This is a genomic window from Silvanigrella aquatica (genome assembly GCF_001907975.1).
Lineage (GTDB): Bacteria > Bdellovibrionota_B > Oligoflexia > Silvanigrellales > Silvanigrellaceae > Silvanigrella > Silvanigrella aquatica.
On record NZ_CP017834.1, the window covers coordinates 1408879 to 1425130 of the forward strand.

Sequence of the window (16252 nt, forward strand, 5' to 3'; positions counted from 1 at the left end):
ATGGGAGCTCCCTATTTAGGGAAAAAATATTTTCGAATCAAATGGTTATATTTAAGAAAGATATATTTTAATTTTATCAATAGTTTGTATTTATTATTATATTTAATGACTTTAAAATATCATGTATTATTAACATATTTATATTTATTTTTTATATATAATTATTAATAATTATTGAAATAATAATAAGGTTAAAAATTCTTCTGATAATATTAAAGAATCAAGTGAAGTTCATTGCTTATATAAATTATACTAGACATAGTAAAAATCTGTCTATAAAAAACAAACCTCATTCTGGTAGACATTGATTTACTAATTGTTAAATATATAAAGTTATTTTTGTAATCAAATTGTAATAATTAAGTAATCATTTATTTATTGTTATATGGGCGTTGAGAATATATTTAAAGAACTTATATGTGTGCCTTTCAGCGAAGTGTTGAAGGTTTTTTTTAACTATATTTATAGTAAGGTATTATAGTATGTCATTAGTTACAAAATCTTTAAGTATTGCAGTCCTCTCTTTGGCTATTGTTTCTTGTAAAAATAGTGGAAATTCTAATAGTAAAAATAATGATAATAAAGAGGAAACTACCTTAGAAAATAAAGGCTTATTAGGTCTTTGGGCATATGAAAATCAGTTGGATGATAATCTAGACAATGACAAAAAAATTGCCCATAAAATTAATTTTGACTTCAGCGCGAATAAATTTAATGAATTTACTAAAGCTAAAGCAACTCAATCAATTGGTGATAAGAAAATTGTTTGCTCAATTGGAGTTAAACTTGATGGCGATGAAAATAAAGGAAAAATTGCCCTAGTTGCGGATAGCATATTAGAAGAATCTCAAGGATATGAAGACGACTTAGCGGTTGCTCATAAAATGTGCGCTGATTTTGAAACAAACTCAAAAGACAAATATGAATACACTCGAGTTTCACATGATACTGTGAAAATGTGCGAAATACTGCCTTCTTCTATAAATTTAAGCGCTTCAGTTTATTCTGTTGATGGTGTCACAAGTACTGAATCTGTCGAAGTTATCCCCGCAGCAGTCGATGATAAACTTGAAGTAATAACGGATACTAAAAATGAAAGCCATTGCAGAATATTCAAAATTAACTAAAATTTATGCAATAAATTATAGTTACAGTGGTTGTTAATTTATATTTAAATTTACAACCATTATTAGAGAGCTATATAAAAAAAAGAGGGATTTAAGTGTGAGCTTAAGTCCCTCTTTTAATATTTCTTAAAAAGAATTAATTATTATTTGGTAATAATAAATGCGAGCAGTTCGGACAAAATTCAATAGATTTTCCGCGGGCAATATTATTTAAAATTTGCGGTGAAAGCCCAATGCGGCAGTTGCCACAAGCTCTTTCGGAAACGCGGCAAATAGGGCCGTTGGGATTGCGAGTAATTTTAGCAACACGAATATAATGTTGCGCAATGCGATCGTCCAAACGAGAAAGGTAAGAGTCACGAACCTTATTGATTTCATTTAAGCGACCAGCGGAGTTATTTTCCGCTTCTTGAGCTTTGCGGCGCTCTCCTTCGGAAGCATTTGTCGATGCTGAGAGTTCACCTTCTGCTTTGTGAAACAGAGATTTCGATTGCTCGATGCGACTTTCTGTTTCATCAGCCTTGCGTTGCGTATCGCGGATTTCGCGTTCGACGTGATCGAGTTCACGTTTTAAACTGCGGTGATCGTCGTCATTTTTAGCTGCAAAGAGGCGCGCGGAACGCTCTGCTTTGCGTTCTTCGAGATCATCAAGTTTTTTATATAAACGACGGAGATCTGCTTCATGGAAAGACATATCTGTACGTGTTTTGGCAATTATTTCTTCACTTAAGCGTGATTTTTTAGCCAATTCAGAAAGTTCTTTTTGAGCCGCTCGTTGGTCTTGAGTGACAAGCCCCGAGTCAATGTCGAGTCGATATAATTGTTCAATAATTTCATAACTTGGATTCAAAGGGGATCTCCTTGTGAGACAAAAAGAGGCAACTTCTCTATTTATCATAGCGTTATTTTTTTTTCAATGCCTAAAATATTGAATTAAAGGCCACTTACAAGTTTAGCAGATATCAAATTTGGAAGTTTTCTAAAATCGTCAATGACTTTGGTTTCAAGTTCGCCATCCACGCGAATCAAACTCATAGCCATGCCGCCTCTGCGATTGCGCGAGAGCTCAAATTGCGCAATATTTACTTTATTTTTTGCAAGGTAAGTCCCCACATCCCCAATAACACCGGGTCGATCATGATTTTGCATGACGATGAGATCGCCTTCGGGTTCAATTTCAAAAATGAAATCATTAATAGAACAGAGACGAGCAAATTTTCCATCGTAAAGTACTGAACCTACAGAGATTTTTTCATTTGTTCCCGTGCCAAAAACTTCAATTAACAGCTCATTTTTTGAAGTGAGCGTATTTTTAAGCTCAATTTCAAATTGAATACCTCTTTTTGCTAGCAAACGTTCCGCATTTACATAGGAAACAAATTCATCGGAAACATGGGATAAAAATCCCTTCAGGCAAGATAATTTTAATATTTGCAGATCTTCTTTATTCACGTTGGCGTTTACGGTTAATTTTAGAATGGCAGGGTGAAAATCAAAGATTTGTGCTGCTACAAGAGAAGTTTTTTCGGTTAATACCGAAAATTGACGAAGATCTCCTGATCCTAGAATGGAAACATGAGGTAAATTAACAGGATAATCAACAATTTCACCGCGCAAGGATTTCAAAACTTGAATCGCAATGGTTTCACCAATGCGGTATTGTGCCTCTAGGGTACTTGCCCCTATGTGTGGTGATACAATGACGTTAGGATGCGAAATAAGCTCCTTCAGCGGGTTAGGTTCATTTTCAAATGTATCAATGCCGGCACCCGCAATATAGCCTTCATGTAAGGTTTTTAAGAGATCTTTTTCATTAATAATACCCCCACGAGCGGCATTGAGCACAAAAGATCCTTTGCGCATTTTTTTAAGTTCTACTTCGCGGATCATGCTCTTTGTTTCTTTATTTAAGGGAACATGAACCGATAAAATATCGCAATCAGCTAATAATTCTTCTAATGTATTTTTGCGTTCTGCTTGGTTTTTACGGAAAACTTCATCAGAAATATAGGGGTCATAACAAATAACCCGCATGTCAAAACCTTTGGCAAATTTAGCAACTCTGTGGCCTACGTTACCTAATCCTACAATACCAATGGTTTTTCCTCCCAGTTCTATGCCCGTAAAATGATGGCGATTCCATCCTCCTGCGCTGGTGCTTTGATGAGCTGCTGGAATTTTACGCAATAAAGAAAGGAGCAAACCAAGTGTGAGTTCTGCCGCGGAATTGGTATTTTTACCTGGAGTATTGACAACAAGTATGCCGAGTTCTGTAGCCATATCGCAATCAATATTGCCGTATCCAACGGCGGCTCTTGCTACTACGCTTAATTTTTTAGCAGCACGAAGCAAAGGGGCATCGACGTCGGTTTCCGAGCGGCTGATAAGCACATTTGTATTTTCGATTTCCTTTAAAATGACATCCCGGGGAGCGTCGGGTAAGTAAACAATTTCAAGAGGTTCAGTAACAGCTAATTCGGGGGGCTGGTTTTTAAGAAGTTGGAGAGCCACATCATGAAGCTTTCCCGTAATTAGAATTTTTACTGACTTTTCCATTATTCCTCAATTCCTATTCTTTTTAAGTTAAATGAGAATAAAGACCCTCTCCTAATTTTGAAAGGACTTTTTCTGATTCACCATAATCGAGGAGTTGTCCATTGCCAAGTACAACAACAAAGTCTGCGTTATGAATGGTATCTAATCTGTGTGCGATTACAATTGTGGTTTTATTTGCAAAGGCTTTTTTCATTGCGATTTGAATTAAGGATTCTGTTTCCAAATCAACACTTGCCGTTGCTTCATCCATCAGAATAATTTTAGAGTTACTTAATATCGCTCTTGCCATGCATAAGAGTTGTCTCTGTCCTACAGAAAAATTTCCACCCCTTTCGGCAATGAGATAATTTAACTGTCCTGGAAGGGTTTCCACATATTTTGCAAGTTGAACTTCTTTTAATGCCTGCCAAATTTCTTCATCAGTAAATTTTCCCGTGCGGTCTAAATTATATTTTAATGTTCCTGAAAACAAATGCGGCTCTTGAGGGACAATTGCAAAAATTTGGCGTGCTTCATGCAACGGAATTTGGGTAATATCAACTCCGTCAATAATAATTTGTCCTGTATGAAAGTAAATCATACGATAAAAAGCTTGAAACAATGTGCTTTTTCCTGCACCCGTGCGGCCAATAACTCCAATTTTTTTTCCCGCTTCAAATTTAATATTTAAATTATGAAGAATAATGGGTAAATCCTTTCTATAGGAAGCAGATAAATTTTTAATAATGACTTCGCCAAGACGAGGCCATTTTTCAGGGATTTTATCCAAAGTAGCAGAATGAGAAGGATGCTCTGAAGGTAAATTTTTATATTCAATAATTCTTTCAATACAAACCATTTTCGATTCAATTAAAGATAAACTGCGCGTTAACCATTGCATCATGGCATCAAGACCTATGGTCAAGCTTATTAAAAAACCAGCTTGGCCAACTCCGATTTTATTTTGCGATAAAAAATATATTGTAATAATACCTATAGAAAGAGAAAAACATTCAGAAATAAATTTGAGTCTTAAATTAAGCCATCGTAAAAATCGACTTTGCAATAAGGATGCTTTTGCAAAATCTTCCGAAATTGTACTTAAATGATTGATAAATTCATTGGTTTTTCCATAAGCTCGAATGGTTTGATATCCTACTACGGATTCTGTAAACAAACTCCAAATAGGAGATTCTAATACTTTAGTATAGCGTTGAATTTCTCTTGATGCTGCTTTAAATGTGGATTGAACTTGATAATAGAAAAAAGTACAAGGAAGTATAGAAAAAATAGCCAAAGGAGCTTTGATTAATACAATAAAAACTATTATAGTTAATTCTACTAAAGAACTAACAATATCTGCAAAAACTCCTGGTATCTCATCTTTGGCCTGGGTATAGTCGCCACTAAATCTTCTAATTAAACGACCGGAAGGATTTTCATCCATAAAAGTAACACGAACATTAGAAAAGCTTTCGACCATTTGATCATGTAAAATACGTGCTCCATTTGCTAAAAATCCGATAATTGTTATCCAATTGAGAGCAAGTAAAGAAATTGTAGTGAAACAAAATCCCAAAAAAAATAATGTTAAATGAAGTGGAGTCGCTTGCTGTAGCCCACTGCGAATCGAATTTTCTAAGAAAAAACCTTGGGAACAATTTATTTTACTGCAATCATCAACCCATAAAGAAACAAAATAGCGAAAGGCACTATCCTTAAAACTTGAGATAAATAAAATAATAAAAATGATAGGAGCAAAGAATTTTACACCTTGCATGGAACTAAAATACCGGTAAAAAAGAGAAATTCCAATTTTTCCTTCTTCTCTTTTTTCTTTTGATATAAAACTTTTAGTTTCTTCCATAGTGTTTTAAACCTAATATAAATTGATTTAAACGAGAGTTTTTATTTTCAGTTAATTGATTGTATGGTCCCATTTCTAAAACTTTTCCATCTTCAATAAAAATAATAGTATTTGCAAGATAGAGATAATCGAGCCTATGGGTCGACCAAATAATGGTTTTGTTTTTTCCCCAATCACCTTTAAAAATATTTTGCACAATTTCTTTTTCTGTATTGAAGTCAACAGCGCTCAAGGGGTCGTCGAGTAAAATTAAACTTGAATTCGTAAATGCGCTTCGGGATAAACTGACTCTTTGTTTTTGACCGCCAGATAAATTAACTCCCCGTTCACCAATTTCAGTTTCCAAGCCATGTTCAAGATTGTCTAAATCAGATTGAAAACTTGCGGCATATAGAGAATTGATAATATCTTTATCACTAACATAATTTGTATCGGATTTTTTATATATTAATGGAATATTTTCGCGAATGGAGCTGCTCATAATAAAGGCTTCTTGTGGCACATAACTTTGAAAAGATCTTAACAATGAAATACCTAATTCTGTATGTACATTACCTTTAATAATATGATTTTTACTATTGTAATTTTTGACTTCTATTTTATAAAGAACCTCTCCTGAAGTTGGGAAAATATCTCCCATAATAATTTGAATGAGTAAAGATTTTCCTGAGGCCACTGGCCCTACAAGAGCCACGGTTTGTTGAGCAGGAATTTCAACTGTGACATTTTGAATGACATAAGGTTCCAATTCTGAAAATTTTAACGAAACATTTTTAAGAGAAAATGAAACAGATATGTCTAAATTTTTTTCTTTACTTAGAATTTTTTGAATTAAAATTTCGGTTTCTTTATCGTTTTTTTCAGGAATATGATGTAAAAATTCTTCTGATTGGGTTTTTGCTTTATAAAATTTTTTTAATCGGTTGGAAGCAATAACAGCTTGTGACCAAGCATTTACAAACCAAGGTAGCGGCGTAATTTGTTGTCCTAAAATTCCCGATAACCAAATGGCTGCAAATATGGTAGAAGCTTCTTTTTGACCATTAAAATAAACCATTCCTGCAAAAATAGCACTGCTTACCACCATCCACCAATTGTGGGTGATAGCAAAAGCGATACTGTATTTTACAGTTATTTTGAGATCTTGTTTATATTCTGAAAGTGCTGCTTGATTGATCTCATTTTTAAAATGATTTCCCCAACCAAAGTAACGGATGAGACGCATACCTTGTACCCATTCTGTTACCAATTGCAGTCGAATATCTCCTCTTTTCATCATTTCGTGATGAAGCTTGTTTCCTAGCCAAGTGAAAAATAACGATATGGGAATTTGTAAACAAATTACGGAAAAACCAAGCCAGGCTATTTTTCCCAGGAAAAAAACCATCATTGTCATGACGAGAGCGCAAGAGACAATCAGAACGGGGAAATCAATCATAGCATGTGACATGTAGCTTCCTAAAAAGCGCGTGTCATTTTGTGCCATATTTGTCAGGTCACCCGCCTGAAACAAGACTCGGTCTTTTTTACAAATATTTAAAAGATGCGTGTACATATATTTCATTAAGTTAAAAGGGATTCTCCAAAAAAGGAGCATTTCTTTCTCAATTTTTTGGGCATGCAAACTTGCTGCTAAAATATTAAGCAAAAAAATTACCAAAGCTAAGCTTATTGCAAACAGCATCTTTTCATTTGTGGAAGGATCCTGGTAGAATAAACTGATAAATCTAAAATTAGAAGAAGGACTTTCAAAACTACGTAACAACTGAATGGCTGCCAATGCTGACATAAGGGATATGATGACATCGGAGAGGTGAATGAAAAACATAGCTATAAGTTGTTTTTTTTCATATTCCAATACAGAAAGTAATGGAGATTTTCTTAAGGAAACAACAGCATTTTCTAAATTGGGATATGTATTTTTTTCTGCTATAGTTTTATTAACAAAAGGAACAGAATTCAAATCATTTTTTTCTGCAGCTCTTTTTCCTAGTTTTTTCATTAAGGAAGTGACGTCAGAAAAAGAAAATTTTTGCCATAGTGTTGTTTTATTTTGTATCAAGTTATGACCTCGATAAATTGGGAGAGATTTGGTGTGAATTTATTTTTTGATTTAAATGAAATATCAACACTCACCTCTAAAGCAGAGCTTGATTGCTTGACTCAGTACGAACATAGTTATTTACAAAAAATGATTGCCGCTCAAACAGTAATAAACCAATATATTAAAACAATCAATGAAGAAAAACAAAATTTTCAACTAATAGTGAGTCGCTATTATTCTTGGATTTATAAAACTTTACAAAAAAAAAATAACTCCTCAAGAGAAAAAACTGATTTGTTTTTGTTAAAAAATTCCCTTGAAAAAATAAATTATAATCAAAAAAACAAAGAAAATTGTTATTCAAAACCATGTAATCATTATCAGGTTTTAAAACATTTAGCTGATATTTGGAATCAACCTTTACAAAAAGAATCAAATTCTATTCGAATCTTTTTGTCTTTCTTTATGGAAACAGTATATGGAATTCCAAAAAATTATATTGATGACATCTTTCATCTGATTTTTTCCGATTGGAAACTTATTCTTTCTCCCTTGGGATCTTTAACTCATAAAAAGTTTTCGCTATCTGATATCGAAGATTACTTTTTTGGAAAGAAAGCAAAACCCGATTTTTCAGTTCACTTTATTGATAAAATTGATAGACACTTCTCAGTTGTAGGAGTGGGTCATAAAAATCATATTTTTATTTCAAAAGTGGAAGATTTTGATTTATTTGAAGCCGCATTGGTTGTTCATGAATTTCAGCATATTGAAGATGCTCTCCAGGAAACTCATGAATTTTTGAAAAATGGGAAAAAAGATTTACTATGCGAAAATCTTTATCTCTCAGAAAAAAGTGCTTTAAATGCGGAAAGAGTTTTTTTACTTGCGCATGGAACTTCAAAACGAGGGCGATTTCATTGGTTGGAATCAAATTTATTTTATCCCATTCTCCTTTTAAAATGCGAATTTCATAATCTGTTATTTAATGACATAAAACCTCTTGAATTTGCAGAAGTCTGTACTGATCATGGAATGGAGCCTTTGCCTTTATCATCTTTAATTGCATGGGGAGCACCATTTCAAATGAGTGCTTATTGTGCTTCTGCAATGGAGCTGGAGCAAAATTGGCTGAAGTTTTTACAATAAGGGAGAAATTTTTTATTTATGAATCACGAATCAAATTCTCAAAAAGATATCAAACTTCCTTCTATTCCCGATGCCGTGCGTGAATGCCTTGCTCAGATGTATAGTACTGATGCCGATATCTCTAAACTTGCTGTATTAGCTCAAAAAGATGCTGGCATTGCCTCTAGTATTTTAAAAATGGCTAATTCTACACTTTATTCTATGGGGCAACCTACTAGTGATTTAAAAGTGGGGGTGACACGCATTGGTTTAAGTTCACTCATGCAAATATTAATTAAATATTCCATTGAAAAATTATTTGAATTTGATGCCATCGATTTTTTTAATGTAAAATCATTTACAAAGCATTGCTCTTGGGTCTCACAGCTTGCATTTGAGATAGGGAAGATTGTAAATTACTCCCCACTTTCCGATTTATTGGTGGCAGGACTGCTTCATGATGTGGGACTGCTTGTAAGGGCAATATCAGAAAAAAATATAATGAAACAGGTCACAGAAAAATGTTTAAATGACAAAATGGATTTTCACAGTTCTGAAAAAAGTTTGAAAATTGAATCCCACGAAATTTTAGGAGAGACTTTACTACAAAAATGGCAGCTTCCAAAAGAAGTGATTTTGTTAATCAGATATCATCATACGGATGAAAATTATAGACCTAAAAATTTATCAAGTGAACAAAATAAAGCAATCAATATTTTAATGCTTTCGGATACAATTGCTCATCGCTTTGGTAATGCCTTTGTTAACTATACGAGGGAAACGAGAGTTAATACCGTAGAATTAGATAAACTTGGTATCAATAATCAAGATGTAGGAAAAACTGTTAAGTTAGTTACACAACAATTGCAGTTTTTTTAATTTTTTAATGATGTAAAACTAAACTATGAAGAAATTTTTACTTTTTTTAATAATTTTATTCCTTCCAACAATATTAGCTCTTGTTGCTATGTATTATTTTATGCCAAAAGATTTTAAATCATTAACCGATTTAGGAAAAGAAAAGTTAGTCAGTACTTATCCTGCGTTAAATCGTTATCTTGATGTCAATAAAAAAGTTGTTGCAAAAAAAGCTCAGCCCGTTCCTACTCCTGTTAAACCTAAAAAAATAGATAATACTCTTCACTTTACAAATGCTGAGGTTTATTTACCAATTTGTGGAAAAGAAATCAAAGAAAAATTTTTCGATAATTTTACAGGCTGTAATTTTTGCCCTAAATATTTAAGTAATGATTCTAGTGATAATAAATTTGAATATTTTTCAGATAGTCGGGGTAAAGTTTTCAAAAAAGAAGATGAAGAAGCTGTGGTATTTATGAAAGGTTGTACGGATAATGAAAACAATGGAGTGTCTCTTGTTCTGCGCAAAGGATATGGAGGATGGCAAAGGAAAGCGGCATTTCAAGGTGTGTATTTTGATAAAAAGCCATTAGAATATAAGGATAGTAACGGTTTTTTTATTTTTATTGCAAAAAGAACTTCGATTAATAATATAAATACAAAGCAAGAACTTGTTCAAATGCGCTTGCGCGAAACAAATGCTGAGCAAAGAATATTATTTTCAGCAGATATGACAACTCAAGAAAAGTGTGACAAAGATTTACAATCTTCATTTGGAAATCCTCTTCGTGAGAATGATAAAACTTTTTCAGCATCTCTTGAAATTATTGGTTGTGAACCCACCGCATTATCGGGAAGTCATAATTTGGTTTTTAAATTAGAGAATGATGAATTTATTCCTAATAAAGAAACTGCATCTTTAATGACTAAAATTGAAAAATATGGTGAATCTTTATGAAAATTTTTAAAATCTTTTTTATCATTTTAAGTCTCATTTTTTTTTCATTGAAGTCAAAACCAATTTATGCTGAAGATATAAATGAAAATTTTAAATACTATAGTTTTTCTATAAATATTCTTGGACCTCTATTTGGTGTTTATTCTGCAGGTATTTCCGCTTTTGCTACTTCGCATATTCAATTGGCACTTTCGGGAAGTTACTATAGTACACGAAATTTAGACCCCAATATTATAGGCTGGCAAACGCAATTTAGATTAAATTATTTTTTATATCCTAATCATTTAAATAGTTTTTATTTAGGAGCTTTAACTGGTTATGAATCAGTTGAAATCAATCCAAACACATCATCTTCAAATAATTATAATGATATTATTTGGGGAGTTGTTCCTGGTTTTAGATGGACAATAACTCGAAAATTAGATTTTATGTTTGGTGTTATTATGGGATATATGTTCGGAAGTTCGCAAATTGCGCCTGAAATTAATTTTGTCTATTTTTTATAGAAACTCATTTAAGATTCATTACAAAATAAAAGGATCGTAAAAAAATTACGATCCTTTTCAAATATTTAAACTATTTTTTATGAACAACAGTTTGTGTTGCCTTTTTTAGCAAGAATAGAAGCTGTGTTTTTATCTGATTCTGCTTTAGGTAAGCAGAATTTAACGGATAGTATAAATATGAGTAAACTAAATACAGCGACCACAAGGAAATCCCAACCGTTAGGAATCAGATGTTGGCCTCCTTCAAAGGAACTATAGTATGAAATGACACAGAATATAAGCATATAAGGGATGAGCCACCATGCGCATTTAAAGTCGAGTTTTGTAGCAACATGTTCAGGATCGAGAGTATTTCTGCTTAAGTAATTTGAAATGACAAAGACAACAAACCCCGTGATGACAGTGACGCCTAGTTTCCAAATCACATTCCAACCTGACCAGTAGATCATAAGGTTACAGACGTAAAAGGCAATAAATGCAAATACTTTGTAAAAAGGAAGGTTAAAGGGTCTTCTTCTTTCAGGTTGTTGCTTTCTTAAAGCAATAAGGCAGATAGGACCTACTGCAAAAGAGAAAATTAAGGCAGACGAAAGGAAAGAAACAATGGCTTTCCATCCACTGAAGGGAAGAAAGGCAAGCATGGATACGACAAGATTTAAAAAAATGGCACGCATTGGAATTCCGGATTTCGAAATTTTTGCAAAAAACTTTGGTGAATTTCCAGATTGGCTCATAGTTTGAACAATTCTTGCACTTGAAGCAACATACAATACGCCTGTTCCAAATGGGGAAATAACGGCATCAATATAAAGAACAGTGACAAGCCAAATGACTCCTAAAGAAGCAGCTAGGCCAGCAAGGGGACCCGAATCACCCACAAAAGAAATACTTTTCCAACCATTTGCGAGGGCGCTTTCGGGAAGAGCCGTAATGAAAGCGTATTGAAGGCCAGTATAAAGGGCAATCGCAATTAAAATGGAAAGAATAAGAGCAAGAGGGATGTCTCTTTGGGGGCGTTTTGACTCTCCTGCAAGCAAAGCGGCATGTTGGAATCCACAAAAGGAGTAAACAACACCTGCTAATGCCACTGCCGAAAAAATACCATTAATACCATTAGGAGCAAATTCGTGTGGCGAAGAAGAACCAATGCCCATATTGCTGAAGTTATGTGACGTAAATAAAAATACAACGACAACAGCGAAAGGAACTAAAAGTTTCCAAACACTAATAAAGTTATTTGCATTGGCGAGGAATTTGGCACCAAAGCTATTTAAGAAAATGAGGACGAGCATAGTTAAAAAGCATGCCATATATCCAAAAGGGGTGAAAACATTGTTTTCATTTACTTTTTGTACGAGTGAAGGGAATTTATTTCCCATATACAAAATGGTTGATTGAACCTCTTGAGAAATAGAAACCACATAAGTAATCCAGGTAATCCAAGTAAGTATAAATCCTACTAATTTGCCATGAGTAAAAATGGGAAAGGCAGCAACCCCACCTGAGATGGGGAACATCGCGGTCAATTCGGCGAATGTGAGCGCCAAGAACATAATACAGAAACCGCCAATGAGCCATGATATGATGGATGCTGGACCTGCCATTTGAGCGGCATATAACGAGCCAAATAGCCAGCCTGAACCGACCATTCCACCAAGACTGGCACACATAATGCCAAATAAACCAATACTTCGTTTAAGTTTCATGGTGTATTTTACCTTTCGGAGCAAAAAAAAATTATGGATAGGGATCTACGCGGGAAGCTAGCAGGAAGCTTCCCATTTAGGAATCCGATATTTATTTACCCTCCCCATTTATTTCTTTATTGCTGGTTAGTCAAATTAATTAAGCCTCTGGAGCAATTTGCAACAAAATATTATTTGAGTATTTTAAAAGCATACCAAAAGCTTAAAAATAAAAAATGCAATATTTTTTAGCAAAAATAAAAATGAGGCCACTGCAAGAGAAAAAGATCAATTTTTGAATTTATATATTTTTATTAATCTTTTAATAAAAATATTTTTAATTAAAATTTGTAAATTTATATTGATTTATTAAGTATTTTAATTATAAAATATGCAGCTCTATTTTTTGAAAATTAAAAATAATTTAATTATTTTGGTAATCTATTTTTGACATGGTTATGAGTCTGTGTCTTGCTTGCCGATATCGAAAAAATATGTAGTAAAATAAGATTGAATATAAAAATTGTATGAATCTTTTAATTTGTTATTTAATAGAAATATATTATAAAATTATTAAAAATGTTATATATTCAAATAATAACAAACAAAAAGACTCCCAAACATGAAAATAAATTTTTTGAAATTTCGTTCCTTCGCTTTTTAAATTCAACAAAAAGAATTTTCATAGAAATGCTAATAATACAATCAAATTATATTAATGACTTTACAATTTCTTCAACGTGTTTCAAGGCATGGGGCAGTTTTTCTGGATTTGTGCCTCCTCCGCGAGCAAAGTCGGGGCGTCCTCCTCCTTTTCCATCAACCATTTCTGAAAGCTGTTTGACGATGCTCCCTGCAGATAATTTTTTAAATTGCTTTAATAAATTTGGATTTATTGCCACCATAATGTGAGCGCGTCCTTCTGAGCTTGCTGCAATAACGGAAACGGTGTCTTTCTTTTCTTTTAATCTATCACTTAATAATTCCATTTCTTTAGCGTCAAAAACATCTAAAATGGTTGAGATAAGTTTGATATTTGAACCGATATCTATCGCTTTATTTAGAAGATCAGAAATTTGTGTATTCACAACACGACTTTGTAACATAAGTATGTTTTTTTCTAAGTCCTTTATATGATCACGCATACTGTGTATTTTATGTGAAACTTCATTTTCAGCACATTTTGCGCTTTCTGCCGCAGCGGCAATTTGATCTTTTAGTTTCTTAAGATAATCGTAGGCATTCGTGCCTGTTACCGCTTCCAAACGACGCACTCCGCTTGTAACGCTTCCTTCTGAAATAATTTTAAATAAACCAATATTTCCTGTAGCAGTCACATGTGTCCCACCACAAAGTTCTAAGGAATATTCTGGAATCTCAAGCATTCTGACATAATCATCGTATTTTTCATCAAACATGGCCATGGCTCCTTGCTCCTTTGCTTTTCCTAAAGGAACAGAATCATGAGTGATAATTTTTTTATTATTTAATATTTGATGATTGACATAATCTTCAACTTTTTGAATTTCTTCTTGTGTCATGGCTTTATTATGAGAAAAATCAAAGCGTAACGCATGGGAGTTAACGAGGGAGCCTGCCTGGCGTACTTTATCACCCAGAACCAATTGCAACGCCTTGTGAGCTAAGTGAGTCGCTGTGTGATTGCGCATTGTGGCTTGTCTCAATGTAAAATCAATTACTGCTGTTACTTTTGCTTTTTCGCCAAATAGTTTTACAAGTTCATTTTGATCTAAAGAGTTTGCTTCTTCTGTGCTGTATTCAATATGTTTGAGAACATGAACAATACAATTTACAGTTTTACGCACATCGACAACTTCAAATTCATTTTTTGCGCCGTGACTTAAGGTTACAAACCAGCCGGAATCAGAAACTTGACCTCCTCCTTCTGGGTAAAAAGGAGTATTTTCAATAACGAGTTCAAACATTTTATTTTTTAATTGACGAACTTTTTTAATTCTATCAAATGAAATTGAGCATTCAATAACTTCATGATTGTCTTTTAATTGATTTTTAAATTCTAAGTTATAACCCGCAAAGTGTTTATCTTTTTCTACATGGGGAGTGTGAAATTCCATCCAAGGAGAATCATCAAGATCGAATTTATAAAATTTTGCTTCGGCACGGCTCCGTTCTTTTTGCTCTTGCATGTGCTTTTTAAAGCCTTCAATATCCGTTTTAAATTCGATTTCTTCGCATAATATTTGCGTTAAATCCGATGGAAAGCCAAAGCTGTCGTGAAGAATAAAAACATGTTCCCCTGAAAGAACTTTTTTATTTTTACTTTTTGCTTCCTCTATGAAGGAATGGAATTTTGCGAGACCGCTTTCTAATGTGCTATTAAAACGCAGTTCTTCAATGCGGATAGCATCTTCAATACGGGCTTTATTTTGAATGATTTCTGGGTAAAATTCTCCCATTTCTTCAACAACAGTTGTTACAATGTTTTCTAAAAAAGATTTATTTTTAGGCCAATGGGGGGTAAGTTTTAAAACTTGCAACACGGCACGGCGCAAGACGCGGCGGAGAACGTAACCGCGGCCTTCATTAGAAAAATGAGCACCATCGCCGAGGGTAAATGTCAGCATGCGAATGTGATCGGCAATCACATTGCAATTGACTTTTTGTTGAGTAGAAAGCTCGTTTATTGTGTTTTTAATACCGGTGGTGTCGAGTATTTTTTGTTTGATTTTTATAAATAAATCAATATCAAAGTTGGAGTGTTTTCCTTGTAAGAGAGCTGTGAGACGTTCAAGGCCACAACCCGTGTCCACGCTTTTCATAGGCAATTCAAGTAAAGTCCCATCTTCTTTGCGATTGTATTGCATAAAGACAAGGTTCCAAAACTCAAGGTAACGGTCACAATCGCAACCCGGACCCGAACATTTCAAACCTTTTTCATAACACTGACCGACATGCTCCCCTTGATCGAGATACAATTCAGAACAAGGCCCGCAAGGTCCTGTTGGTCCCATAGCCCAAAAATTGTCCTTGTCGCCAAGACGCACAATGCGATTTTCTGAAACTCCTATAGATTTCCAAATGTCGAAGGCCTCATCATCGGTATGATGTACGGTGACCCAAAAACGGGATAAATCCAGTTTCAATTCCGACTTTGTAAATTCATAGGCCCACTGAATAGCTTCTTTTTTGTAGTAATCTCCAAAACTCCAAGATCCGAGCATTTCAAACATGGTGCAGTGGCGTCCGTCTTTACCCACATCATCTAAGTCACCAACTCGAATGCATTTTTGTGCATTGGTTGCTCTTTTATAGGGACGCACTTCTTCGCCGGTTAAGCACGATTTAAATTGCGCCATACCTGCAATCGTAAATAGAATTGTTTGATCGCCAATGGGAATGGTGGAGGCACTGGGAACATAAGTATGCTGTTTGGACTCAAAAAATTGTATAAATTTACGGCGTATTTCATTTGTTTTCATAATATCTCCAGATGCCTACCTCGTTTGCGAAAAATTCTATACGGATATTGTAATATCAGAGCGTACGGAGTTACCGGGCTGAG

The 16252-nt window shown here is 34.0% G+C and carries 11 protein-coding genes; 5 read left to right on the forward strand and 6 right to left on the reverse strand.

Going from position 1 to position 16252, the window contains the following annotated elements:
- Window positions 1-482 precede the first annotated feature (482 nt).
- Window positions 483-1127, forward strand: a complete 645-nt coding sequence (locus AXG55_RS05880) for a hypothetical protein (protein ID WP_148697200.1) — start codon at window positions 483-485, stop codon at window positions 1125-1127.
- A 136-nt stretch (window positions 1128-1263) separates the two neighbouring features.
- On the opposite strand, the gene AXG55_RS05885 is transcribed toward AXG55_RS05880, so the two are convergent.
- The 4 genes from AXG55_RS05885 to AXG55_RS05900 form a co-directional block, all read right to left on the reverse strand.
- Window positions 1264-1977 carry a zinc ribbon domain-containing protein gene (locus AXG55_RS05885; protein ID WP_233231411.1) on the reverse strand — a complete coding sequence of 238 codons (714 nt, stop codon included), beginning with the start codon at window positions 1975-1977 and terminating at the stop codon, window positions 1264-1266.
- An 83-nt stretch (window positions 1978-2060) separates the two neighbouring features.
- The gene (gene serA, locus AXG55_RS05890) at window positions 2061-3683 is read right to left on the reverse strand and encodes a phosphoglycerate dehydrogenase (RefSeq protein WP_148697202.1); all 1623 of its coding nucleotides are present in this window, start codon (window positions 3681-3683) and stop codon (window positions 2061-2063) included.
- A gap of 22 nt (window positions 3684-3705) precedes the next feature.
- Window positions 3706-5529 carry an ATP-binding cassette domain-containing protein gene (locus tag AXG55_RS05895; RefSeq protein ID WP_148697203.1) on the reverse strand — a complete coding sequence of 608 codons (1824 nt, stop codon included), beginning with the start codon at window positions 5527-5529 and terminating at the stop codon, window positions 3706-3708.
- Window positions 5516-7591, reverse strand: a complete 2076-nt coding sequence (locus AXG55_RS05900) for an ATP-binding cassette domain-containing protein (protein ID WP_148697204.1) — start codon at window positions 7589-7591, stop codon at window positions 5516-5518. The genes AXG55_RS05895 and AXG55_RS05900 overlap by 14 nt, the downstream gene beginning before the upstream one ends.
- A 33-nt stretch (window positions 7592-7624) precedes the next feature.
- On the opposite strand from AXG55_RS05900, the gene AXG55_RS05905 reads away from it, so the two are divergent.
- The 4 genes from AXG55_RS05905 to AXG55_RS05920 are packed head-to-tail and all read left to right on the forward strand — an operon-like array spanning window position 7625 to window position 11023.
- The gene (locus AXG55_RS05905) at window positions 7625-8722 is read left to right on the forward strand and encodes a hypothetical protein (RefSeq protein WP_148697205.1); all 1098 of its coding nucleotides are present in this window, start codon (window positions 7625-7627) and stop codon (window positions 8720-8722) included.
- A gap of 18 nt (window positions 8723-8740) precedes the next feature.
- The gene (locus AXG55_RS05910) at window positions 8741-9580 is read left to right on the forward strand and encodes an HDOD domain-containing protein (protein WP_148697206.1); all 840 of its coding nucleotides are present in this window, start codon (window positions 8741-8743) and stop codon (window positions 9578-9580) included.
- Between the two features lie 25 nt (window positions 9581-9605).
- Complete coding sequence (locus tag AXG55_RS05915; RefSeq protein WP_148697207.1) at window positions 9606-10517, forward strand: hypothetical protein; 912 nt, start codon at window positions 9606-9608, stop codon at window positions 10515-10517.
- Window positions 10514-11023: a hypothetical protein gene (locus AXG55_RS05920; RefSeq protein WP_148697208.1), complete on the forward strand. Its 510-nt coding sequence runs from the start codon at window positions 10514-10516 to the stop codon at window positions 11021-11023. Before AXG55_RS05915 ends, AXG55_RS05920 begins: the two co-directional genes overlap by 4 nt.
- 77 nt (window positions 11024-11100) lie before the next feature.
- Here AXG55_RS05920 and AXG55_RS05925 read toward each other — a convergent pair whose 3' ends face one another.
- Entirely contained in the window at window positions 11101-12729 is a 1629-nt protein-coding gene (locus AXG55_RS05925) for an APC family permease (RefSeq protein ID WP_148697209.1), read from the reverse strand.
- Between the two features lie 689 nt (window positions 12730-13418).
- Window positions 13419-16169 (reverse strand): alanine--tRNA ligase, encoded by a 2751-nt coding sequence (gene alaS, locus AXG55_RS05930; RefSeq protein ID WP_148697210.1) that lies wholly within the window; start codon window positions 16167-16169, stop codon window positions 13419-13421.
- Window positions 16170-16252 lie beyond the last annotated feature (83 nt).